Source organism: Streptomyces sp. NPDC038213, assembly GCF_055600495.1.
Map to the genome: position 1 here is coordinate 1 of NZ_JBVJYM010000039.1, position 23,652 is coordinate 23,652.

A 23,652-nucleotide genomic window follows, 5' to 3' on the forward strand; every position below is an offset into this window, starting at 1 on the left:
GCGGCTTCTTCTTCCCCATGCTCTCCATGATGGACATCATCCTTCCGGGGCCCAAGCCCCTGATCTCCGATGTCCGTCAAAGCGGATCAAGCCCACTCGCGGCCAAGAGCTGCTTCGCGGACAACCCCGCCCAGAGCATCACCGTCACGGCAGGGGCTCCGAAGGAGAAGACCACCGTCACCGTCGGCCGGACCGACCTGGCGACCTCGGGCGGCCACACCACCGACATCGTCGAGCTCGTACCGCGAAACGACCGGGACCTGGTCCTGGCCCGCCTGGACAAGCCCGCTTTCGGCATCGCCACCGCCGCTGTGTCCGCCACCGCCCCGGCCGCCGGCCAGGTGCTGACCGTCGCCGGCTTCGGCCGCACCCAGACCGACTGGGCCCCCAGCAAGGTCCACACCGCCGCCTTCACCGTCGGCAATGTCGCGGCCACGGGCTTCGATATCGCTGCGAAGACACCGGCGGACGCGACCGTCTGCAAGGGCGATGCCGGCGCGCCCGCCGTGCGTACCGAGAACGGCAAGCCGGCCGTCGTCGGCATCGGCAGCCGCTCCTGGCAGGGCAGCTGCCTCGACGCCGCCGAGACCAAGACCGGCGCCTACGACACCCGTGTCGACGATCTCGCCAAGTGGATTGAGGAGACGATCCGCTACTCGTCGGTCAAGGGCGACGTCAACGGTGACGGCCGCACCGACGCCCTCATGGCCTACCACCACGCCAACACCTCCATCGCCTTCTCCACCTCACTGGCCAAGGCCGACGGCGGCTTCAACGAGTTCAACGCCGGCTACACCGTCCCCGCCAACAGCTGGGACCGCAACGCCATGAAGCTCATCACCGGCGACTTCAACGGCGACCACCGCACCGACATGGGCATGATGTACCGCAACGCGGACAGCAGCATCACCATGTACACCGGCCTCGCCAACACCACAGGCCTCATCCAGCCCTTCACCGCCAGCTACAAGGTCCCCGCCAACAACTGGGACTGGAACGCCATCCAGCTCCACTCCGGCGACGTCAACGGCGACGGCCGCACCGACGCCCTCATGGCCTACCACCACGCCAACACCTCCATCGCCTTCTCCACCTCACTGGCCAAGGCCGACGGCGGCTTCAACGAGTTCAACGCCGGCTACACCGTCCCCGCCAACAGCTGGGACCGCAACGCCATGAAGCTCATCACCGGCGACTTCAACGGCGACCACCGCACCGACATGGGCATGATGTACCGCAACGCGGACAGCAGCATCACCATGTACACCGGCCTCGCCAACACCGCAGGCCTCATCCAGCCCTTCACCGCCAGCTACAAGGTCCCCGCCAACAACTGGGACTGGAACGCCATCCAGCTCCACTCCGGCGACGTCAACGGTGACGGCCGCACCGACGCCCTCATGGCCTACCACCACGCCAACACCTCCATCGCCTTCTCCACCTCACTGGCCAAGGCCGACGGCGGCTTCAACGAGTTCAACGCCGGCTACACCGTCCCCGCCAACAGCTGGGACCGCAACGCCATGAAGCTCATCACCGGTGACTTCAACGGCGACCACCGCACCGACATGGGCATGATGTACCGCAACGCGGACAGCAGCATCACCATGTACACCGGCCTCGCCAACACCGCAGGCCTCATCCAGCCCTTCACCGCCAGCTACAAGGTCCCCGCCAACAACTGGGACTGGAACGCCATCCAGCTCCCCTAACCCTGCCTTCGGCCGACCCGGTCCTCCGCCCTCCGGCGCCCTTCCTGGCACCGGAGGGCGGAGCCGTAACGAATCAACCCGTGTGGGAGCACCGCGAGCCCGCGGTCGCGTGGCCACCCTGAGGCGCGGGAACAGCGGGGCAGGGTACTGGGGGGCCTTGACCCCGGATTTTGGACACCGGAGACACTTGGATCTTGATGGTCCAGGAGAACGGAGTCCCTGTGGGGATGAAGCATTACCCCGCCGAGTTCAAGGCGGACGCGGTCGCGTTGTACCGGTCGAGGCCGGGAGCGACGATCAAGTCCGTCGCCGCCGATCTCGGGGTGAACACCGAGACGCTGCGGAACTGGATCCGGGCCGCCGACGGCCGCCGTCCTGGCGCCCACTCGTCGCCGACGGCCGCTTCGCAGGCCGTCGGCGACGTTGTTCAGGCGGAGCTGGATGCCGCACGCAAGAGGATCCGCGAGCTCGAGGAAGAACGGGACATTCTCCGCAAGGCGGCCCGGTATTTCGCGACGGAGACGCGCTGGTGACCCGCTACCAGTTCGTTGACGATCATCAGCGCCGTCACGGCGTGAAGCGGCTCTGCACCATCCTCGGCCTGGCCCGCTCGAGCTTCTACTACTGGCGCCGCACCGCGGCCGCGAGAGCGGCCCGGCACGCCGTCGAGGCCGGGCTCGCGGCCCGGATACGCAAGATCCACCAGGACTCCGACGGCACCTACGGCGCCCCCAGGATCACCGCGGAACTCCGCGAGGAGGGCGGCCGGGTGGTCAATCACAAGCGCGTCGCGAGGATCATGGGGACCATCGGGCTCGAGGGAGTCCGGTTGCGCCGCCGGCACCGCACCACCGTCGCGGACCAGACCGCGGCGAAGGCCCCGGATCTGATCGGACGTGACTTCACCGCGGCCGCGGTGAACACGAAGTACGTCGGCGACATCACATATCTGCCGGTCAGCGGCTCGAAGCCGCTCTGTCTGGCGACCGTAATCGACCTCGCCTCACGCCGGCTCGCCGGGTGGGCGATCGCCGATCACATGCGAACCCAGCTCGTCATCGATGCCCTGACGGCTGCTGGGCGGACCCGCGGGAGCCTGGCCGGAGCGATCATGCACACGGACCACGGATCTCAATATTCGAGCAGGGCTTTCGCAGAACTCTGCAGGTCAGCAGGGGTCCGGCAGAGCACGGGTGCGGTCGGCTCCAGTGCGGACAACGCGGCTGCGGAAAGCTTCAACGCCGCCTTCAAGAGGGAGACACTCAAAGGCCGCAAACCCTGGCCGAGCGAGCGCGAGGCCAGACTCGACGCCCTCCGCTGGCTGACCCGGTACAACATCCGCCGCCGGCACTCCCGCCTCGGCCAGCGATCCCCGATTGCCTATGAGAACGCCCTCCGACCAGCACCAACTACCCTGACCCAAGCCGCATAGACGTGTTCAACATCAGGGGTCAAGGCCCCTCTGGGGAACCACGGATGTCTCGGCCCTCGGAACAGCGCCGGGTGAAGGATGCGCTGGAGCGGGGGCGGCGGCCGTTCCGTGGCCGCCGCGCGCGCTCGGCCCCTCCGGCGTTTCAAGACGCTGCAGATCGCTTCGGTATGCGACGACGCATCGACGGAGACGGGCCGCGGTTCGGTGCAGCCGCCTCTCAGGTCAGGTTCCGAGCTGCCAGCGCCAGCTGCCTCCACGGCAGTGCAGGGCCGTCCCGGCTTCCCTGATGTGTAGGACGTCCTGGTCCTGGTTCCACGACATGCGCAGGGGTTCGTCGCGGGAGTCGCCCTGCAGGGCGCGCTTCCACAGGGGGCCGCCCGGAGAACCGGGGGTCTCTACGTCCAGGGACTGCACGTGCTCCAGGACGAGACGTCCGGGCCCGAGCTTGCGGTAGGGCGCGGTTTGCGACTCGGCGTACATTTCCGAGAACGTCAGCTCGACGTTCAGGTGTCTGTCAGAGGGCAGCACCGAGATCCGGTAGCCCTGGGATTCGACGTCGATCTCCCCCACGCCGGGGATGTCCCAGCCGGTGATTTCGTGGAGGGACGGTTTGGTCTCCGCCCCCAGGACCGGGGTACAGCCTTCCCACATGGCCAGCCTTTCGTCTTTGTTGTGGGTCGGGGGTGCGGTAGGGGTCGCTGGACCCGTACCGCACCCCCGAGTGTTACATCACTGGCTTTCCGGCGCCGCTACAGCGAGCGCCAGGCGTGCCAGAGGTGGCGCAGGCCGGGCCGGTAGGCCCACTTTCCGTAGCGCCGGCCGCCGTTGTAGTACTGCACGTGGGGGAAGCCCATGCTCCTCTTGTTGTACCGCAGGCGGCGCCAGCGGGCTCCGAGGCCCTTGCCCTTGGGACGGGCGCCCTGCTTGTTGAAGTGGGGCTTCTTGCCGCGGACGTCGACGCGGTAGCCGCGCTTGGTGTGGACGCTGTTCTTGGGCAGGGCCTTCTTCGCCAGGAGGCGGGAGCCTCCCTTGATCGCCATGCTGCGGAGGAAGCCTCCGCCGGCGACCATCGAGACCACTCCGGCGACGCGTCGGGTGTTCTTTCCGGGGCACCAGCGGGAGCAGGCCCAGGCTGCGGCGCCGACGGCGAGCCAGGCCCATTTGCCGTCGAGGTCGTAGCAGTTGGTGGGCTGGCCGTAGCAGTAGTCGTAGGCGTTGGCGTTGCCGCCGTAGACGGGGTCCGCGGACAGGAAGCGCCCGGCGGACGGGTTGTAGAGGCGGACGCCCATCAGGGTGAGTCCGGTCAGCGTCTCCGCGGAGCGCTGCTTGCCGCCGAGCCAGCCGTAGCGGGCCTCGGGCTGACCGGCGCGGGGCTTGCCGTACTCGTCCGCCTCGAGGGCGACGGGCGCCTGGGAGAGGTCGAGCGGCAGCTGCAGGGCCACGTCGTTGTGCAGGTTGGTGAACTGCAGGACGACTTCACCGGTCTTGCCGGTGGTGGCGCCCAGGTCGCCGGAGGCGGAGTCGACGTTGCGGGTCAGGGTCCCGGTGGCGGTGTCCTCGGTGATCCAGCGGGGGTTGTCGCCGTCTCCGTCGTAGTGGTTGACCTTGGAGGCGGTCTGGGTCCAGGTGGAGCCGCCGCCGGTCTCGGTCTTGAAGGAGCGGAAGCGCAGGGCGGAGTCCAGCTGCCAGGTCTGGCGGTTGGAGCCCGAGGTCTGCTGGTGGACGAGGTCGTTGGTGTAGTAGCCGAGCGTGCCGTTGCCCGGTGCCGTGGTGGTGCGGCCGAAGGCGTCGTAGACGTAGCCGGCGTCGACCAGGCGGCTGGCGCTGTCGTAGGTGTGGGTGGTGGTGGTGCCTCCGGTGGTGGGGCAGTCGGCGCCGGGGGTGCCGGCCGCGGTGGTCAGGGAGGTGCGGTTGGTGCGCGTGTCGAAGCCGTACGTGCGGCGGGTGCAGATGGTGTCGGCGGAGTCCTCCACCGTCAGCATGCGACCGGTCTTGTCGTACTGGTAGGCCTGGCTGGACCATCCGGCGTGCGCGGTCTTCTGTCCGTGGATGGACTGGTCGACCGTGTCCGAGTAGACGAGCGTGCCGTCACTGTCGCGGGTGTACTTGCGCTCGACGGCGGCGCCGGCGGTGTCCTCGCGCTGGGTGAGGGTGTAGCCGCCGGGCAGCTTCTCGGAGGTGACCGTACCGTCCGCGTCGTAGACGACTTCGAAGGCACCGGCGACGGAGTCGGTGGTCTTGGTGGCGAGGCCGCGCGGTTCGGCGGTGTGGTCGTAGGTGTAGGTGACCGTCGAGGGCACGTTGTCGGAGACCTTGACGGGCCGGTCGAGGAGGTCGTACTCGGTGGTGGTGACTCCGCCGTCGGCGTCCGTGTACGAGGTCTGGCGGCCGAGCTTGTCGTACGCCTTGGTGATGGTGCCGCCGGCCGTCGAGGTCGTCTTGACGACGTCGCCGTTGGTCGGGCTGTACTCCGTGGTCGTCTCCGGGATGGCCTGGCCGAGGCCGCCGGTGACGGCGGACTTGGTCTGGCGGCCGGCGGCGTCGAAGGTCAGCGTGGTGGTGCGGGTGGTGGCGCCGGAGGTTTCGATGACCTTGGCCTGGTGGCCCCACCAGTCGTACTCGCTGGTGGCGGTGGGCAGGGTGGTGGGGTTGGAGCCGCCGCCCGTGATGGCGCCCGCCGGGCCGGTGGTGCACACCGCGTCCGCCCATTCGGGGCGTCCCTGGCAGGCTCCGGTGCCGGTGCCGGACCAGTAGGTGGTCACGCGGGTGCCGGCGTCGGTGCCGGTGGAGCCGGGCGGGATCTCCTTGGTGACCCGGCCCTGGGCGTCGTACTCCGTGGTGGTGGTCAGCGCGAGGCCGCCCGGATCCTGGATGGACTTGACGGGCAGGCCCTTGGCCCAGTCGTACTGGGTCTGGGAGACGCGTGCGTCACCGAGGACCGAGGGGTGCTCGCGGACCTGGGCACCGACGGTGGTCTTGGTGACCTGGTCCTTGATCTTGGCGGTGCCGTCCGTGGGGCGGCCCGCGTCGTACTCGTTGACCGTCCAGGAGCGGGCGGTGACCGAGGTGCCGGCGGGTACCAGGACGGTGGTGCCGGACTTGAGGTCGGCGGTCAGGTCCACGCGGCGCAGGGAGCCGAGCTCCTCCAGCTCCCGCACGCCCTGCTCGTCGTAGACGGAGCGGGTGGACAGCAGTTCGGCGCGGTCGGCCGAGGAGAGCTGCGCGATGCCGAGGTCGGCCTGGACGGCGCGGTCGGCGGCGGAGGTTCCGAGGGCGACGGCGCGGTTGGCCGCGGACAGCTCGCGGACGGTGTTGCCGAAGCGGTCGTGCTCGACGGTGGTGATGTGCCCGCCCGGGGCGGCCGAGTTGACTTCGCGGCCGGACACGCCCATGTAGGTGATGCTGGCGCGCGTGTAGGCGCCGGCCGCGAGGGCGCTGCCGTCGTGGGACGACGGGACGGCGTCCGCCGGGTAGACGGCGGTGGCGTCGGTGGGGGCGTCGGTCTGGCCCCAGGCCTTCACGTCCGCCGGGCCCATCGGGTGCGGGGCGGTGGTGCCGGTGAGCGGCACGCCGTAGACCACGCTGGTGGCGGCTGTGCCGGACTCCACGTCAGCGGTGCCCTGCTGGAGCCCGGAGCGGGAGGCCTTGAGGAGCATGCCGGGGCCGGCGGTGGCGGCGCTGCCGGCCTGGCCGTAGGTGAAGGTCCAGGGCAGCTCGCCCGGCTCGGTCTGGCCGGTGACGCGTCCTGCCGCGTCGTAGGCGTACTCGGTCTTCAGCGCGGGGCTGACGAGCGGGTTCCAGGCCTGTCGCAGGCGGCCGGAGCTGTCGTACGCGTAGGTCTGCACGGCCTTGGAGGTCGCGGCGGCGGCACCGGGCTCGGTGGACCACAGCCGGATTTCCTTGACCTGGTTCAGGAAGTCGCCGAAGGCGCTTCCCGTAGCCGTGGTGGACGCCGCGTAGACGAACTCGACGGCGCGGCAGCCCTTGGCGCTCGGCGTGGCCGTGCAGGTGGCGGCCGAGACGGCCGAGGTGGGGGCGATGACCCGCTTCGGACGCGCCAGCTTCTTGCCGTCCACGGTCACAGCCTCGGAGACCACCGTGGTCGAGGCCTGCGTAAGCCCGCCCAGCAGGGTGCTGGACACCTGCCAGGTCTCGGCGGCGGGGTCGACCTTGGTGAACTGGGTGACCGCGCCCTCGGTGTCGGACAGGGTGAAGGAGCCGGTGACGCTGCCGGTGAGGGTCAGGTCCTCGGCGCCGGGCTCGGCGATCCAGCCGGTCTTGGCGGCGTTGGCGGTGAAGTGCAGCGAGTCGCCCTCGACGCCGACGACGGCGACGGCCGTGTCGGAGATCTTGCGGACGTGGCTGTACTCGGAGTCGGTGAGCTCCGACTCGGTGCCTGCCACCCACTCCTTGCCGAAGATGGCGGCCTGGCCCTCCTGCTTGGCGCCCTTGTCGGGGGTGCGTGAGGAGGCGGTGCGCGTGACCGTCATGTCGAAGGCGGACGCGTCGGTGTCGGAGAGGGTGTAGTCACCGGTGAGCAGGTTGACCGAGCCCGGTCCGACCTCGTCGGTGGCAGCGCCTTCGGCATTGCGGTCGACGATGACCGTCAGCGGCTGGGTGGCGCCGGTGGCGAGGTTGGGGCCGGTGAAGTCGGCCTTGATCTGGACCGTTCCGTCGGGGTCGACGGTGTCGGTGGCGTTCCAGACGAGGGGGGTGTTCTGACCGCCGGTCATCGCAACGGGCCAGGACGCCAGCGGGGTGCCGCCGGAGGTGACGTGGCCGGCGGGGATCTGCACCCACGGGTCGGCCTCGGAGCGGCGCCAGGAGAAGGAGACGCTGTTGTACTTGCCCCCGTCCGCCTCGGCGACCAGGGCCAGGCGGCGCGCGGTGCGCTCGCCGGCGGCGGGCTGGACGAAGCCGCCCGGGCCCGCGTGGAAGGTGTAGTCGATCGCCTCGGACTTGTTGTCCGCCTTGTCGACCGTGCGGACCTGGAGGGTGTGGGTGCCGTCCTTCGGCGGGGTGACGGAGATGGCCTTCGCGCCGGCGGTGCCGCCGGTGGTGACCTTGGTCCAGGTCACACCGTCGAGGGACCACTCGAGCCAGTTGTGGTCGGCGGCGGGCGGGGTCACGTTGAACGTGCCGGCCTGGCCCGCGCCCTTGACCCACGCGTTCGTCGGGTAGTCCGTGGACGTGATGCCGGTGGGGGCGGAGGGGGCGGTGGTGTCGACCGTGAAGGTCTTCTCCGCGGACCAGCCCAGGTTGTAGTGCGTGCCGTCGTACGGCGAGGTGCGGAAGCGGTACGTCTTGCCGTTCGCCAGCACCCCGGCGGGGACCTTGACGGAGGCCGGCTGCCCGGAGGGGACGAACGCGGAGCGCAGGACGTCGCCGACCTGCGCGTTGGTCGCGTTGTCGAAGATCTGGAACGCGCCCTGGACCTTGTCGCCGTTCACGTCGACGAACGTGTCGCGCAGGGTGGGGGTGAGGGTGTTGACGACGTAGGCGCCGCCGTAGGAGAAGAAGGGGGCGCCCGCCTCCTGCTTCGTACCCGTGCGCGGGCGGTAGTTGTAGGTGACCGTCAGCTTGGGCGGGTTCGAGGCGGCGTTGGCGGAGTTGACCCGCTTCCACTGCTTGGTGTTCAGCTCGTCGGTGGCCCGCAGGCCCATGCCCGAGTGGCCCCACTTGTTGTTCGACCAGTGCTGGACGAGGTCCTTGACGTCCGCGGTGATCCAGCCGTCGGGCGCCGAGGTGCAGGACGTGTTGCCCCTGGTCTGGGTGGATGTGGCCATCTTGGTCACCATCGAGGGCTGGTTCGTCCAGCGGGATGCGGTGGAGGCGTTGTTGGCCGTCCACACCTCCCACGACTGGGCGGTGCACTCCGGGGCGTTGCCGGAGTGGAAGTTCCACAGCGACAGCGTCGCGCTGGAGATCAGCGCGTCCGCGACCGGCGCGGTGTTCCAGGTGATGAAGGACCGGGCGGTGCGCCAGGTGCCGTCGCCGTTCTTGGTGCCCGGGTTGCCGAGGTCGAGCTCGGTGTCCGCGGACCAGTCGACGGTCTCGCCCTGCTGGACGTAGGTGTCGAAGATGCTGCTGAGGCTGGAGGTCGAGGGGTCGACCGTCACCGGGTACTTCGTGGCCGGGTCCGCGAGGAACTCCGCGTCCGGGGTGACGACCAGGTCGACGCCGCCCTTGGTCTTGACGACCTTCATGGCGACGCGCGAACGGTTGGTGTGCTCACCCGAGGACTTGTCCACGGTGGCGTCCCACATCACGGGCGCCGGCATCGTGGCGGTCTTCTTCGACTTCCTGTCCGTGAACAGGACGCTGCCGTCGGCCTGCGGGGTGACCTTCAGGCCCTTGGTCTTCAGCGGCAGCGTGTAGGAGAACCCGGCCGCGGGGCGCGACTTGACCTCGACGAACTGCTCGAAGCCCGTACGGGTCGCCTCAACCACGACATCGGCGCCGGGAACGGCGTTCACGTACGTCGCGCGGGTTCCGTCGAGGACCGGCTTCGGCAGGCCGCCGCGCCACTGGAGCGTGATCTGCTCGTCGCCCTCGCCCAGGGTCACCAGGTCGGTGGCCGGGGAGGCCTGGGCAGCCTTCAGGGAGGCGGCCTTCGCGCCGGACCTGCCCGCGAGCCGCAGACCGCGCGGGTGGGCCTTGGACTCCACGGAGCCGTCGGGCCTGGCGGCCAAGGCGACATCGACGTCGCGCCACTGGCCGGTCTCCGCGTCGCGGAAGCGGATCGGACCGCCCGCGATCTCGGAGGTGAGCGAACCGTCTTTGTTCACCCACGTGGTGGACGTCTCGGTGCGCTCGGAGAGTGCCTCGACCCGCTTGCCCGACAGGCGTGCCGCGACGCGGGCGGACGGGATGTCCGCCGCCGTCGTGACGCTGGGCTTCTCTGCCTTCGCCGCAGCGGCTGCGGCAGCCAGGGCTTTGTTCTCTGCTGCCATGGCAGCACTCGCTCCGTCCATCAGCGAGACGCCGAGGGCTAGGACGAGCCCGCCGGCGATGTAGGCCAGGCTCCTCCCGTTCCAAGGCCGTCCGCGCTCTTCTGGAGCGGGTATGTGGAACTGCATGTGTCCCCGTTTCGTGTGCGTACTGCGTCAGTTCGGGCCCCATGGTGGGGCGCAAAGGTGAACGTAACGGAGACCAAAAGCCTCAAACGATGACCAAGATCGCAATGCGGAGTTGCGGGTTCCGATCGGTTCCATGATCCCTGTCACAATCCCGGGTGTGTCGCGGCAGACGCGGCGCGGGGCTGCGGGCATGTTCGACCAGGCGCTCCTCCTCTCAGAAATTTCCTCTCGGGCGTACAACCCTGCAGGCGCGCGGCGGGTCTCCACTTCGCAAGGCACTCACCCGGCGCCCCGGGCTGACGTCTTCCTCCTGCCGCATCCGGTGCGCAAGGAGGCGGCGTCCGGGTCGCATGATCTAAGGCGAACACATGAAGATCTCCCGGCTGCTGGCAGGAGCGACGGCGGGCACCGTGGCACTGCTCGGTCTCCCCGCCCTCCTGCCCTCGGCGACGGCTCAGGCCGCGACCACGCAGACGTACAACGTCTGGCACTGGAACATCGCGGGCAACACGATGCACGGAGGGCGGACCGACACGAACGTGCTGTCGCAGGCCGCGGGGTCGATCGTGGCCCGCGGTGCGGATTTCGTGGCCGTCAACGAGATCTGCAAGCAGCAGTGGGACCGGCTGGTGAAGGAGCTCGCGGACAGGAACTGGCCGCAGGTGGAGACGAACTTCGCCCGGTTCGAGCCGAGCCGGGCGGCCGGCACCGGGGTGTGCAAGGGCGGGGACCCCGAGTCGGCCGGGGAGGCGTACGGGAACGCGATCTTCAGCAAGCGCCCCCTGGGGACCGCGGACCGCATCGCACTGACCCACGACGACACGCGCGAACGCCGCAACATGCTGTGCGCGCCGCTGGCCGACCAGACCTCCCGCGTGCGGTTCTGCACAGTGCACCTCACCACGGTCCCGGACTACAAGCAGACCCAGCTGGACGAAGTCCGGTCCAAGCTCGACACGTGGAGCGCGGAAGGCAAGCAGGTCCTCGTCGCGGGCGACTTCAACGTCCAGCCCGACCACCCGGAACTCAACAGCTGGTACTCGCCGAACGTCGCAGCAAACAACACGAACAACGTCGGCGCGTACCGGGAACTCGACGACAACGACCCCGGCGCCTGCCTCGGGTACGGGGAGCGCACCGTCAACACGACCGGCGGCGAGACCCCGCCGTGCTCGTACGAGTCTGCCAAGATCGACATGATCTTCGTGCGGGAGAACCAGCTGGCAGCACCCGGCAGCTACGACGCCGACGCCCTCACCACACCGAAGACATGCGTCAACATCGCAGCCGTGCACGAAGGCCTGTGCTCCGACCACCGCGTCCTCACGGGCACCGTCACCCTCAAGTAGGACGCCGTCCCGGAAGAACGCTCACAGGCCGTCGACCCTGCGGCCACAACAGTGGCGGCAGGTTGACGCATCAGCCGGCTCGAAAGCCGGGGGTCAGTGGGAGCGGGTGCAGGTCAGCAGCGACCCGTCCGCCGCGGACGCACACGCCCGGATCCGGACCCCGGGGCCGTCGTACTCCCACACCGGCCCCGTCGTGATCAGCGGCCACCCCACCGTGTCGGTGTACGACGGTGCAACCCGAGTACGCACCTTCCGTGGCGGGCCACCGTTCTTGCGGACCTCCAGCCAGAGCCGCCCCCGTTGGGGGACCCACGCCAGCCCCTTGGCGTGGTCGTGGCCCCGGCGCTTCTTCACCTGGAGCCACACCGTGATGCCGACCGCGTCCGGGGCGCGCGGGACGACTTGCAGACAGGTGTGCACCTCCCGGACCTGATCACACCGGCGGCCCCGCCTCCGCAACCCCCACAGGCGACCCGCGGGCCGCGCCTCACGGCACGTCGCCCTCCCACACCCACACCCCTGCCGGGGCCGCCGTCCTGCGGCCCGTACAGGGACCGGCCGCCCTCGTAGACGCCCGCCTCCGCGATCAGCGCCGCGCCCTCCGCCCGCTCCGCCGGCGCCAGCGCGGACACATCGAGCAGCCGCCCGTCCAGCGGCCCTCCCACCAGCTCCACGTACTCGCGCCCCGGCCCCGGATCCGGATCCTCACGATCCGCCCCGTACACCCGCCGCCCCGCCCACCACTCCCGACCGCCCATGCACCCCACCCTGCCCGCCCCGCAGGGCTGTCCCGTTTCAGACGATCTGGCCTGTTGACGGTGCTGTGACCTGCGGCGACCGGATCAGTTGAGACGCCAGAGTTGTGGGGAGTCCTAGGCGATCTGGCCCCGGAAGGATGTGCGTCTCAGTGGATCTGGTCCGGTGGTCGCCCGTCAGGCGACCGGCTGGCTGGCTGTGACGGTGTTGAGTTCCGTTGTTCAAGGACAGCGCCAGCGGGCGAAGCGGTGGCGCTGGGCCCACCAGTCCTGGCCAGTCTTCGGCGTCGGGTCGGCCAGGTAGCGCCGTACTCGTTCCGAGGGCTCCGCTGCCCAGGTCTCGTCGACGAAGGGGACGAAGAGCTTGTCCGCCCGTTGCAGGGCCGTGGCCGCTTCGTCGTGGCGGCCCAGGTGACGCAGAGCCAGACCCAGGTTGATGAGTGCGAACCCCTGCTTGCAGACCTCGCCGGCCCGACCGAAGATATCGGTAGCCTTGCCAAGCACCGACGCAGCAAGGGCGGGCTCGGTAACCCCGTCCAGCAGCTCCACGAGGGCTTCGAGGGCGTAGTCCTCGCCCTGGAGAGAGCGGTTGCTGTCGAAGACCCTGGCCGCCAGGCCGAGCGCGTCGACGGCGTCATCAATCCGCCCGGCCGCACGCAGGGAGATCCCCCGTCGGACAAGTTGCTCGCCCAAACCGTTCGCGCTTCTGACCTGGTGAAACTCGTCGGCGGCCAGCCTCCGCGCTGCGGCGGCTCCCTCGTACTGGCCCAGCAAGTGGAGGGCGGTGCCGAGGTTAGCGAGGGCTGTCGCATGAGCGGCGTGGTCCCCGAGCCCCTCGAAGAGTTCGACGGCCCTCGCCTGCCGTTCGATGCTCTGCTTGTCCGGCTGCTCGGCCATGACGGCACTGTTGTTGAGGTGCACCGCCTCCGCACGCGGATCAGAGAGGCCCCGGTGAAGCGCGGCCGCCTGCCAGTGGGCCTCGGAGGCCATCGCCCCGATCTCCGAATTCCATCGCATGGCTTCCGCGACATCTCGCAGCAGACTGGCCAGCGACGCCAGCAGGCTGGTGAGACCGACCCCCTCGTTCGACGATGTTGTGTGGGCGGCGGTCGCCAGTAGGTTTGCGCGCTCGGATTCGAGCCAGGTGAGGACCTCCGCTACCTCGGAACGCCGGGTCTCGCCGAGGGGGTCACGGCGCAGCAGGCGCTCCTGATCCGCTCCGGCGGCGTCCCGGAACGGCAGCAGGTAGGGCATCTGTTCGCTGAGGACTTCGACAGCCATCCGGACAGTCGAGCGGAAGTGCTCCCGGAACCGCTCGGTCGCGGTGTCGTCCGGATCTGAGCGAGGGTCGAAGTAGATCTCCTCGCCGCGCATCACCGGTGAGTCCAACCGCAAAATGCCCGCGGCTCGACGTATTCCGTTGAGATAGAACGTCACCAGCCGCTCCCCGGCCGCCTTGCGCTGGTCAGCCGGGGTGTCAGACGCCAGGCGCTCACTGGAGAAGAGCCGTACTAGATCGTGCAGTCGCCAGCGACCTCGTGTGCTGCCATGGTGCAGCAGATGGGCACGGGCCAGAGACTCCAATACCCGGCGCGACTCTCGCTCGTCCGTGAGGCTGAGTACGGCGGCAGCCTCGGTCGAGATGTCAGGCCCTTGGTGGAGTGCCAGCAGCCGGAACATCTCGGCGACGGGGCCCGTCAAGGTCCGGTAGGACAGGTCGAAGGCTGAACGGATCGACAGGTCCTCCACCTCCAGCTCCGCGAGCCGGGCTCGCCCGTCCTCAAGGTCCCGCGCCAGCTCCGCCAGTGGACGAGAGGGTTCCTCGGCGAGCAACGCTCCAACGATCCGCAATGCCAGGGGGAGGTACCCACAGAGTCTCGCGATCGCATAAGCAGCCTGCGGGTCACCGGTGGTGCGGTAGTCGGTACCGCGGGCACGTCGCAGGATGCCCGCGAGGAGCCCTACCGAGGTCCCCTCGTCCAGCACGTCCAAATCGAGCAACCGGGCATCCAGAGTGGCCAGGCTATTCCGCGAGGTGACGATTGCACGAGTCCTGCCGTCGACTGGCAGGAGGCTGCGAACCTGTTCGACGCTCGACGCGTTGTCCAGTACTACGGCCAGAGCCTGGCCGTCTTGCGCGTAGGCCGTCAGAATGGAGGCGTATAGGCGTGAGCGTTCGTCGGGACGTGGCGGGATGTGCTCGGCCGGTACGCCGAGCGCCCGCAGTATGCCGTCGAGGGCTTGACCCGGCATCAGTCGCCTTGGCCCGTCATAGCCGTGTAGATCTACGAAGAGTACGCCCCCTGGGCACCAGCCGCGATGCCTGGCCGCGCGCACGGCCTGGACGGCGAGTTCCGTCTTACCTACTCCCGGCAGGCCCGTGACCACCGACAGCGCCGTCCGGCCCGTCGAACGAGGGTCGAGGACGTCCAATAAGACGTTCAACTCGGGCTCCCGGCCTATGAACTCCGAACTGCCAGCAGGCAGTGCCGACAGCGCCAGGGGGACCTCAGCCGGCAGTTGCACCGTGATGTCTCGACCTTGGATCACCGCACGGAAGAAGATGCCGCCGCTGATCCTGTTCGATATCGACTCGCTCACGCCGTCCTCGCCGAACGCGTCCGGCTCGGCCATGGCGATCAGCCCTCTACTGGCGGCGCACTGGCGCCGGGGGCAGCCGGCGGCGGGGCAGTGGAGGAGACTCCAGAAAAATCCCGGCCCTGCAGCACCGGACCGGAGAAGGTCCCACCACTGATCGTGTTGTGCACCTCACCGTCACCGGTGCGCACCAGCCGCGCCTGCTCGTGCCACCGCTGCAAACCAGCAGAGAAATCTGTGTCCAGCGCGGCCCTGACCGCCAAGACGGCGCTCAGGGCCAGCGCGCGAGCCGGATCTGTTGGCGCCTCCGCTAGCCTGGCCAGTTCGGCCTCCCCAGAGCTGACCGCCGGAGCATCGGGGGAATCTCCCTGACCACGCCGGAACGGACGCCGCACCAAGGCGCTCAGCCCTGACCAAGCCTGTCGTCCGGCCTCACCACCGGCACCGCCTGCCAGCGCCGCCAGCAGCGCCACCGAGACTGGATCCACCCCACACCGCCCTCCACGTCCACACCCTCACCGGGGTTGGACACGCTACGAGAATGGGCGGCTTCACGAAAGCCAATCAAACAATCCCACCCTGTGCCCCAGGGGCGTGATGCCAGCGCGCTCACGCCAGTCACCATGACAACGCCACGCGAGAGCCCCAGTGGACCCTGTACTCACTGGCCGAAGGCTTCCTCCCCGCCGGAAGATGCCCCGGCGGACCAGACCGTCTGAGACGAGGAGCGAATCGGACCAGATCATATGAGACCGGGTCCAGATCGACTGAGACGGGACAAGGGCCCACCGGGCCCGATTCCCCGAAGACGCTGTCCCGTGTCAGTGGACGTTGAGCGTGTGCCATCGAAGTCTGAGCAAGCCTCATTGCGCAGAACCACGCGGGACCATCAGCGGTTGGAATGCTCCACGAGCCAGTCCATGGCGACGGCTCCTGCGCTGAGGACGGAGATGTGTCCGTCGGCCGGCTGCAGACGCAGTTCCGCCTTGGGGCAGCGAGTCGCAAGCCACTCGCTGTGTGAGCTCGGAACTACCCGGTCCCGGTAGCCGTGCAGGAGGAGGACCGGCGCGATGACCTCCCCAGGATCGAATCCCCAGGGGGAGACGTAGGCCAGGTCGTCGTCAATCAGCCCGCCTGGGCCCGCCTCCACGGCGGGACCGACGATCTCGCCGAACCAGGACCATTCACCAGAGAGTGCAGCGTGATCGGCCGGGGTGAACATCTCGGGGTCGTACTCGGCACCCGCCTCGTAGACCTCCTTGGCCGCGCGTCCCTCGGCGGCAGCACGCAGGGAAGCCGCACCGGAGTCCGTCATGCCTGCGAACCAGTCGAGCCCTTCGGCGCCGAACGGCGCCAGTCCTGCCACGCTGACGACGCCCAGGACACGCTCCGGCAGTAGAGCACCACATGCCAGTGCGTGCGGACCGCCGCCGGAGTGGCCCATGACCGCGAACCGATCGATGCCCAGTGCGTCGGCGATGACGGCGACGTCGGTGGCCACCGACCCGACCTTCCGGCCTGGGTGAGGGGTCGATCCGCCGTATCCCGGACGGTCATACGACACCCAGCGGATGCCGAGCCGAGCAGCGTCCGGAAGAAGAGGCTTGGGAGGTGCGCCGATGTTCGGCGTGCCGTGGTGCCAGAAAATGACGAGTCGGCCATCAGAGTCATCCGCATCGGTGTCGTAGACATGCAGAATGCGGCCATCATCCAGCTGCAGATTGATCTCCGTCATCCGCCACCCCTGCCCCTTGAAGTTCCGTCAGTCACTCAGGCTTCGATGGCACGAACCTAACGGTGATCAAACTTCGATGACAACAATCACTCTTCGATGGCACACGACAGACGCAGCCGACCCGACGCACCGACCGGGTGACTAGGAGAAGAATTCGAACACATGCTCCAATTGAATTTTCACCTGAGGAGAACCGCCATGACCACCCCCGCACCGGCCCCCGCCGCCAGCCCGCAGGCGCCCCTGCCCGCCCCGACCGCCAGCCAGCTCGGCCCGTGCACGCGCTGCCACGCCCAAACCCGCCGTTACGGCTCCCACGCCTCACCGCTGTGCGAGGCCTGCCAGGCCTGGCACCGGGACACCTACGGCTGCTGACCACCGTGTCCGTACTGCCGCCCGACCGCCCCCGGCTCCAGACCCTCGTCACCTACCTCCGCGGCGAGCTGGGCCGCGCGGAGCAGGCCCTGGCCGCCGCCGAGGCCAGCGAGGCCGCCCCCGTCCGGCAGCGCGCCGCCGCGGAGCCGCCCCCCTGGCTCGTCGAGCACGGCATAGGCGCCAGCCGGCTCCCCGTCCGCATACACACCGGCAACTGCTGGGACCGCGGCAAGCGCACCGCCGCGGCCAGCCCGGAGCAGGCCCGCCGGCTGCTCACAGACGGGGTCCCGGCCTGTATCCACTGCCGCCCCGACACCCTGCTCGGGGTGCTGGACTGAGCGGGCACCGGCAGGGTGGAGAGATGAGCTCCGACCTGCGCATCGTCGTGTACCCGCCCGACGCCGAGGGCGGGCGCCGCGTACGGTGCGACGGCGAAATCCTCGGCCGTGCCATGGGTGCCGGCGACCTTCTGGAGTTCCTGAGGCGGGCCGGCCTTGATCCGGATACCGTCCGGCTGGACGATCCGATGCTGATCGAGTGGCGCGGCGGCGGCCCGTCCACCTGGTCCCCGGACACCGGCCCGGCCTGAGCCCCGGCCCCGCCAGCTTCGACGGGGCCACGGGAGCGCGTCTCAGGTGCGCGGCAGAGCCGTCCTGCGGGCGTGTACGGCGTCGGTGTACAGCTCGCGGGTCAGGTCGGTGTCGGTGATGCCGAGGTCGGCCATGACGGCGCGTACGGTCGCGAGGGCCCGGGGGAGGTCGTCCTCCTCGACCTGGGTCTCGACTTCGAGGAACACTCCGTCGAGCTCCGGGACGCGGACGAGGGTGGCGAGGATCGGCCGGCCGTCGGCGGTGAACGTGTAGTTGCGGCAGTGCTTGGAGAAGTCGATCACGGGGCGGTAGCCGAGGCCCTGGAGCAGTGCGTGCACGGCGTCCGGGTCGGCCACGGCGCTCTCGTGCTCCGGCTTCGAGCCCGACTCGGCGTCGACGGCGGCGCCCTTGTAGGTCAGGACCGTACGGACCCCGCCGGGGCCCTGGACGGTGCGCACGCGCAGCTCGGCGTCCCGTGCTGCCAGGGATCCGTCCGGGGTGTCGTAGTAGGTGTCCCGGTAGACCTCCGCGCGGCCAGCGGCCCGCTTCTCCAACCGCCGCTTCACGTCTTCCGGCGCGCGCACGCGCGCTTTGAGCTCCGCCTCGATCATCTGGGCCCGCCCCTCCCTCACACGGTGCGCTGGGCGCCCGTGACCATCGCTTCGATCATCCGCCGGTAGCCGCGGTAGAGGGGGCCGGCGGGGGTCTCCATCACCTTGTACGTGGCGGACTCGTGCCCCTCCCAGCCCGCGTCGAAGGTGCCGACGAACAGGGTGTTGTCGCATCGGATGACCCGCCACGTGGGCAGCATGGCGTACCGGTACACCTCGATGTCGCAGTCCGGCGAAAGCTCCGTCAGGCGGGCCTCGGCCAGCCGCACCCCCGCAGCCAGCGACGCGGCGGACTCCCCGATCTCCGCAGCCCGCAGGGCCAGGGCCGGCGACTGCGGGTCGAGGAGCAGCACCCGTACGCGCACCCGCCGCCCGGCCCTGGCCAGATGGGCCCTCAGCAGTGAGTCGTTGAGTCCGATCAGACCCAGGCCGCGTACGGCCAGGACGTCGATCTCGTCGGCCGTGCGGGCGTGCTGCTGGATCTCCTCGCGGGCGGCAGCCTGCTCGGCGTACACGCGGACGACTTCGGGGAACGCCGACAGGTCGATCGCGCCGGGCCCGGCGCCGCGGGCCTGGGCCGGGGCCAGGCCGAGGAGGTGCCGGGCGGTGTCCGGCATGGCCAGGCCCTCGGCGATCCTCTCGAAGACGTCGAGGCGGGCCACCTCCCGGCGGCCGTGCAGGACTTCACTCACCCGGGCCTGCGTCAGCCCGACCGCGGCCGCGATCCTCGCCTGACTCGCCCCGCCGTACTTCTGCACGCACCGGAACAGCGCACCCACGTCCCGCGCGCACAGCGCCCCGCGCACCTCCGCCGTCTCCCACGCCCAACCGGGCAGCACGGGCAGGGCGTGACCAGCCACCGCCAACCCCCTCCATCCCCGGGTGGGATGCTCACCCATCCCACCGTGAGATTACCCCCCGGGTATCGCAGCGCACGGCCCGTAACCAAGATCCTCAGGATGTGACCGCAGACTCCGCCGCCACCGCCTCCGCGGGCGCTCCCGTCGACGTCCCGGCCATCCGGAAGACCGTCGCGGCCATCCTCCAGCCCCGCGACACCACCCCGGAGACAGCCGAGCGCGAGCAGTGGTACTCCCAAGTGCGCAGCCACCTCCACCTCCTCCTCCCCCTCGCGGCGGAGAACGCCGCGCACGCGGACGACGGCACGCGGACACTCGTGGCCTCCATCGACACCTGGATCCGGCACGGCCTGGCCGACGGCCTTCCCCCTGAGCCGGACCTCGCAGAGGTCGAACTGCGCGCACTCGCCCGCGAATGCCTCGACGTCCCCGGCACCGGCTCCTGAGCGGCCGCCGTCCCATGCCCGAAGAGCCGCAGCGCCCGGCCCGTCCACGATCCGGCTTCTGCGGCATCTGCACGGGACACGGGCTCATCTGGTGCGACGACTGCTGCGGCTTCGCCTTCGAGGACTGCACCACCTGCAACCGGACCGGAAAACGCCCCTGCCCCCAATGCTCCGGCGGCACCGCACAGCGCATCACCTGGTAGCTCCGGAGGGACGCCGGAAGCCGGTCGCTTCAGTCGCTCACCGGCGGCATGTAGCTGCTGAGCGGCTTGGCCCAGTCCTCCTCGGGGCCCGGCACCGCGAACCAGGGGCTGGGCACGGGGAACGGCAAATGCCGGGACCGGGACCGGACACCTGCAGTCAGCCGGGCCCGCCTCCACGCTGGACCGCAGGGCAGGCCCCTGGGGGATCTCGGCCAGGTGGCCGGCTCGGCCGATGCGGCACGGCAGCCCGGCATCGTCGGGTCTCACCCGGACGCCGGGCCGGTCATCCGAAAGCGATGTCGGCGAAGGGCCAGCCGCATGCGTCCCCGCGCCGAGCCTGGACAGGACCAGTCAGGGCGCGAAGCTGGGGGATGCGGGTGCGGCAGCGGAACGTACGGGCGGGCGGTGTCGGGGGCGGGCGCGGTTGGGGTGTGTGCTCGGGCGGTGTTCACCAACTACGTCACCGCGACACCGCCAGCCTGGGCGGGCAAGCCCTGGGTGGTGTGGAGCGTGTTCGGCGGCCTTCTGGTCCTGGCGGTGGTCCTGCAGATGCTGTGACACAGTTCGCCCGTTCTGCCTCGCCGACCTTGTTCGGCGCTGGCGGTCGAGGCCGTGGCGGGCGAGTGCGGGGTGATCCGGGTGACCGCGCGGAGCCGGGAGAATCCAGTGCCGTGTCCCCGTGTGCGGCACGCCGACAGGGCGGGTGCACGGCTTCCACCATCGGACGGTGGCGGACGTGCCGGTGGACGGCCGACGAGTCACCGTCTCGGCGAGGTTGCGGCGGCTGGTATGCCCGGTGCTCGGCTGTTCGCGGCAGACGTTCGTGAGCAGGTTTCCGGCGTCGTGGAGCGCTACCAGCGCCGCACTGCCGGCTGGCCGACCAAGTCAGAGTGGTGAAGGACCGGGTGAGTGCCCGTCTCCCCCGTGTCCTGGCCTGCTGTATCTCTCGCTCGACCGCCCTGCGCGTGCTCATGCGCCAAGCATTGCCGCAGCCGCGCGTTCCGCGTGTGCTCGGCATCGAAGACTTCACCCTCAAGCGACGGCGCCGCTACGCGACCGTGCTCATCGACGCCGAGAGCGGCGAGCGGATCGACGTCCTGCCCGACCGCAGCCGATGGCCACACAGGCTTGGCGGCGGCCAACCCACCAGAGGGGCCGCTCGTGGCCAGCATCGAGCAACTCCTGGAGGGGGTCGCGCTGGGCCGGGCGGTGGCGTTCCTGTCGCTCTCCACCACCAAGTGGCACCAGCGCCCGGACATCGCATACCGGCCGGTCGCCAGCCTCAGCCTCAGCGCGGTCACGTTCGCCTGGCCGGAGACCTCGCGATCCGCCGCCGCCTTCGTCCGAGCCGCCCACGACGTCGCCGCCCACCAGCCCGATCACATGCTTGTCCAACGTGCCCCGGAGCCGGAGCGATCCGCCAGGTCGCGTGAGGCCCTGGCGGATCGGGCGCGGGGCCTGGGCTACGGTGTCGGCGGGGCGTAGACGCCGCCGCCCAAGGCGGTGTGGTGCGGCCACTGGGTTTCGTGCCACTGGCGGTGTTCGCGGAACGTCATCCGGGGTGCTGCCACCACCAGCCGCTCGTTCACGTAGCCGCGCAGCTCCTGCACCCTTCCGGCGAGTTCCGCGTCGTCGTCCCCGCTCACCAGCAGCAGGCCGAGGCTCTGCCCGTGGAACCGGAACGACTCTGGCAGCGAGCTGCCGATCGGGTGTTCGTAGCGGGCGTACTCGACACCCGGCAGCTCTTCGAGCTCACCGACCGACGGGTAGCCGAGGATCGTGCCGGGGCGGCCAACCAGATGGGTGTGGCCGATCGCCCCCGGCCGCACCTTGATGTCCAGGTCCGGCCGCTTGCCGAGGGCGCACAGCACCCCGCACTCGGCCAGGTCGACGTTGAACTTGTGGAGCACCTGCTCCTCGGTGAGGCCGCCGCCGCGGCGGGCCGCGCACTCACCGAAACTCAACGTCCCCGTGGCCGGGTTGTGGAAGAGCTCCATGTGGAAGACGCCCGAGGTCATGCCCAGGGCCTCCAGGGCGCCGCGCACCATCGGCGCAGCCAGGTCGTAAGCCCACCCCTCGGCCTCAGGGTCCAACGCCCGCACCCACAACGGGCGCTGTCCGCGCATCGCGTCGAGGCAGGGCTCTCCGTACTTGCCCAGCGCGAAGAAGAGCACCTCTCCGTCGAACACGACGCCGTCTGCGATCCACTCCTCTCCCTCCATGTACTCCTCCAGCAGGAAGGTACGGCGGTCCAGCTGCCCGGCCCGGAACTCGCGGCTGAGCTCCTCCAGGCCGGCATGGTCGGAGACGGTGACCGTATAGCCGGTGCCGCCGTAGGACAGGGGCTTGAGCACGGAACGCGCGAACGGCGTGTCGGCGAGGTGGCTGACGTCGTGGATGTCGTCGATGACGATGGTCGCCGCCGTCGACAGGCCCGCCTCCCGGACCCGGGTCTTCTGCAGGGCCTTGTCGCGGAAGTGCAGGGCGACCAACGGGTCGATGCCGGAGCATCCGAGCTGCCGTGCCAGCAGGCCTGCGGTGACGAGGCCGAACTCCTCGCCGGAGTGGACGGCGCTGAAGCGGTGCTCGCCAAGACCCGCCCGGTACAGAGTGCCGAGGACGGACTCGGGGTTGCCCGTGTCGTCCGCCCTGAGGATCCGGACCCCGTCCTCGGGGACCGTCGGACCGAAGTCCCAGGGTTCGGGGGCGCACAGGGCGACGGTCTCCGCCGCGTGCCTCTGGCAGGCGCGCAGTACGTACCGGTCGACGCCGAGGTTGAGTATCGAGGTGTCCTGCCGTTCGGGCATGGCGGTGGTTCTCCAGACTGCGCGGTGCGCGCGAGGTGTCAACGTTGTGGTGCTTACAGGCCCCTGCAGGCCTCGTGGGACTCGTTGGGCTGCGGCGAGCCGCTCGGTCACGCGAGGACCGTGGGGCGGGAGACCTGGGTGCGGTAGCTGCCGTGGCGGTAGCGGAACTCGGCGTGCCGGACGCCGCCACGGAACGAGAACGCCACGGTCCGCTCCTCGCTCCAGCACTGGTAGCGGAACTCGTCCGCCCCGATGTGCTCCAGCACGGCGTCCGGTTCGCCCTCGGCGACCAGCACCAGCCGACCGTCTCGTACGACGAGCTCCCCGTCGGCGTCCGGCCGCCCCGGGTCGGCCCATTCGGCGCTGCTCGGCGGGTCGGCGTACGGCAGCAGGAAGGCGGCCGGGACCGACAGCGGGCCGGTGAGACGGGCCAGGTCCTCAGGCGCCGGGGGTACCGCCGCCGCGCGGAGCATCACTTCCGCCGGGTCCATGAGCGCGCGCTGCTCGGCGGGGAAGAGGTCGAGGAGCGCGGGGTCGCAGAAGCAGTCGATGACCAGGTGGACCCGCGGCGCGTCGCCGTTGTTGTAGAGGTGGTGGGGACGCCCGAAGTTCGCGTACCACAGCTCGCCGGGCTGCCAGCGTTGCTCGGCCCCGTCGATGACGAGCACGGCCTGCTCGTTAGTCGTGACGGGGAGGTGCAGCCGGGCCCAGCCGACGGGGAGACCGTATGGGTAGTCGGTGTGCTCCCCGACCGAAGCTCCCGGTTCGAGGGACATGTAACGGACGGCCCGCAGGGCCGGGCCGAGGCCGGACAGCACGGACGCGGTGTACGGAACCTTCGCCATGAACGGGGTGTCGGCGTAGTCGACGAGGCCGGGGCCGCCCGCGTCGGTCCGGCCGGGGTCGCCGTCGGGGCCGCGCAGCGAGAGCACGCGCCAGCCCTCGTACTCGTCCTCGATGATCGTGCCGGCGTCAAAGGTGGCCTGCGGGCTGAACCGGGTGCCGAGGGAGAACAGCTCCCGCTGGAGCTGCTCGGGGTCCGCGTGGGGGAGGAGCCTGACGACGTCCGGCAGGGCGGCGTGAGCGGTGTTGTCGGTCAT

The 23,652-nt window shown here is 70.0% G+C and carries 17 protein-coding genes and 1 pseudogene; 9 read left to right on the forward strand and 9 right to left on the reverse strand.

Annotated elements, in window-relative coordinates:
• Both ACZ7JZ_RS32735 and ACZ7JZ_RS32740 read left to right on the forward strand, forming a co-directional pair.
• A partial coding sequence (locus tag ACZ7JZ_RS32735; RefSeq protein WP_470945923.1) for a trypsin-like serine protease occupies positions 1–1,712 on the forward strand: 1,712 nt, incomplete at its 5' end.
• Positions 1,713–1,933: 221 nt separating this feature from the next.
• Positions 1,934–3,144 (forward strand): IS3 family transposase gene (locus tag ACZ7JZ_RS32740; protein WP_470945997.1). Its coding sequence is split into 2 segments (ribosomal slippage): positions 1,934–2,225 and positions 2,225–3,144, totalling 1,212 coding nucleotides; the frame shifts between segments, so codons are not numbered across the junction.
• Positions 3,145–3,366: 222 nt separating this feature from the next.
• Here the strand turns inward: ACZ7JZ_RS32740 and ACZ7JZ_RS32745 are convergent.
• Both ACZ7JZ_RS32745 and ACZ7JZ_RS32750 read right to left on the reverse strand, forming a co-directional pair.
• A complete protein-coding gene (locus ACZ7JZ_RS32745) occupies positions 3,367–3,795 on the reverse strand; it encodes a hypothetical protein (RefSeq protein WP_470945926.1) in 429 nt (142 codons plus the stop codon).
• A 98-nt stretch (positions 3,796–3,893) separates the two neighbouring features.
• Positions 3,894–10,097, reverse strand: coding sequence for an RHS repeat-associated core domain-containing protein (locus ACZ7JZ_RS32750; protein WP_470945928.1), 6,204 nt, complete (start codon positions 10,095–10,097; stop codon positions 3,894–3,896).
• 494 nt (positions 10,098–10,591) lie between these two features.
• On the opposite strand from ACZ7JZ_RS32750, the gene ACZ7JZ_RS32755 reads away from it, so the two are divergent.
• On the forward strand, positions 10,592–11,572 hold the full coding sequence (locus ACZ7JZ_RS32755) for an endonuclease/exonuclease/phosphatase family protein (protein WP_470945931.1): 981 nt from the start codon (positions 10,592–10,594) through the stop codon (positions 11,570–11,572).
• A gap of 93 nt (positions 11,573–11,665) precedes the next feature.
• On the opposite strand, the gene ACZ7JZ_RS32760 is transcribed toward ACZ7JZ_RS32755, so the two are convergent.
• From ACZ7JZ_RS32760 to ACZ7JZ_RS32770, 3 genes are all read right to left on the reverse strand, one after another.
• On the reverse strand, positions 11,666–11,992 hold the full coding sequence (locus ACZ7JZ_RS32760) for a hypothetical protein (protein ID WP_470945933.1): 327 nt from the start codon (positions 11,990–11,992) through the stop codon (positions 11,666–11,668).
• A 557-nt stretch (positions 11,993–12,549) separates the two neighbouring features.
• Complete coding sequence (locus ACZ7JZ_RS32765; RefSeq protein WP_470945936.1) at positions 12,550–14,961, reverse strand: AAA family ATPase; 2,412 nt, start codon at positions 14,959–14,961, stop codon at positions 12,550–12,552.
• A gap of 853 nt (positions 14,962–15,814) precedes the next feature.
• Entirely contained in the window at positions 15,815–16,660 is an 846-nt protein-coding gene (locus ACZ7JZ_RS32770; RefSeq protein WP_470945937.1) for an alpha/beta fold hydrolase, read from the reverse strand.
• Between the two features lie 198 nt (positions 16,661–16,858).
• Between ACZ7JZ_RS32770 and ACZ7JZ_RS32775 the strand changes: the two genes are divergently transcribed.
• Genes ACZ7JZ_RS32775 through ACZ7JZ_RS32785 form a run of 3 tightly spaced genes read left to right on the forward strand, consistent with a single transcriptional unit; the run spans position 16,859 to position 17,624 of the window.
• Entirely contained in the window at positions 16,859–17,035 is a 177-nt protein-coding gene (locus tag ACZ7JZ_RS32775) for a hypothetical protein (RefSeq protein WP_470945939.1), read from the forward strand.
• Positions 17,036–17,040: 5 nt separating this feature from the next.
• Entirely contained in the window at positions 17,041–17,373 is a 333-nt protein-coding gene (locus ACZ7JZ_RS32780) for a DUF6233 domain-containing protein (RefSeq protein WP_470945942.1), read from the forward strand.
• A 23-nt stretch (positions 17,374–17,396) separates the two neighbouring features.
• Positions 17,397–17,624 (forward strand): hypothetical protein, encoded by a 228-nt coding sequence (locus ACZ7JZ_RS32785; protein ID WP_470945943.1) that lies wholly within the window; start codon positions 17,397–17,399, stop codon positions 17,622–17,624.
• 42 nt (positions 17,625–17,666) lie between these two features.
• Here ACZ7JZ_RS32785 and cyaB read toward each other — a convergent pair whose 3' ends face one another.
• Both cyaB and ACZ7JZ_RS32795 read right to left on the reverse strand, forming a co-directional pair.
• Complete coding sequence (gene cyaB, locus ACZ7JZ_RS32790) at positions 17,667–18,236, reverse strand: class IV adenylate cyclase (protein ID WP_470945945.1); 570 nt, start codon at positions 18,234–18,236, stop codon at positions 17,667–17,669.
• A 17-nt stretch (positions 18,237–18,253) separates the two neighbouring features.
• Positions 18,254–19,096: a helix-turn-helix domain-containing protein gene (locus ACZ7JZ_RS32795; protein ID WP_470945946.1), complete on the reverse strand. Its 843-nt coding sequence runs from the start codon at positions 19,094–19,096 to the stop codon at positions 18,254–18,256.
• Positions 19,097–19,197: 101 nt separating this feature from the next.
• Between ACZ7JZ_RS32795 and ACZ7JZ_RS32800 the strand changes: the two genes are divergently transcribed.
• The 3 genes and pseudogenes from ACZ7JZ_RS32800 (at position 19,198) to ACZ7JZ_RS32810 (ending at position 21,230) form a co-directional block, all read left to right on the forward strand.
• On the forward strand, positions 19,198–19,542 hold the full coding sequence (locus ACZ7JZ_RS32800; RefSeq protein WP_470945948.1) for a DUF6415 family natural product biosynthesis protein: 345 nt from the start codon (positions 19,198–19,200) through the stop codon (positions 19,540–19,542).
• A 776-nt stretch (positions 19,543–20,318) separates the two neighbouring features.
• Positions 20,319–20,854: pseudogene (locus ACZ7JZ_RS32805) on the forward strand (transposase family protein); the annotation flags it as partial.
• A gap of 52 nt (positions 20,855–20,906) precedes the next feature.
• Positions 20,907–21,230 carry a hypothetical protein gene (locus tag ACZ7JZ_RS32810; protein WP_470945951.1) on the forward strand — a complete coding sequence of 108 codons (324 nt, stop codon included), beginning with the start codon at positions 20,907–20,909 and terminating at the stop codon, positions 21,228–21,230.
• Here ACZ7JZ_RS32810 and ACZ7JZ_RS32815 read toward each other — a convergent pair.
• The gene (locus tag ACZ7JZ_RS32815) at positions 21,209–22,552 is read right to left on the reverse strand and encodes an ATP-grasp domain-containing protein (protein ID WP_470945952.1); all 1,344 of its coding nucleotides are present in this window, start codon (positions 22,550–22,552) and stop codon (positions 21,209–21,211) included. The two genes, ACZ7JZ_RS32810 and ACZ7JZ_RS32815, sit on opposite strands and share 22 nt — an antisense overlap.
• A 107-nt stretch (positions 22,553–22,659) precedes the next feature.
• Positions 22,660–23,652 (reverse strand): aspartyl/asparaginyl beta-hydroxylase domain-containing protein, encoded by a 993-nt coding sequence (locus ACZ7JZ_RS32820; protein WP_470945954.1) that lies wholly within the window; start codon positions 23,650–23,652, stop codon positions 22,660–22,662.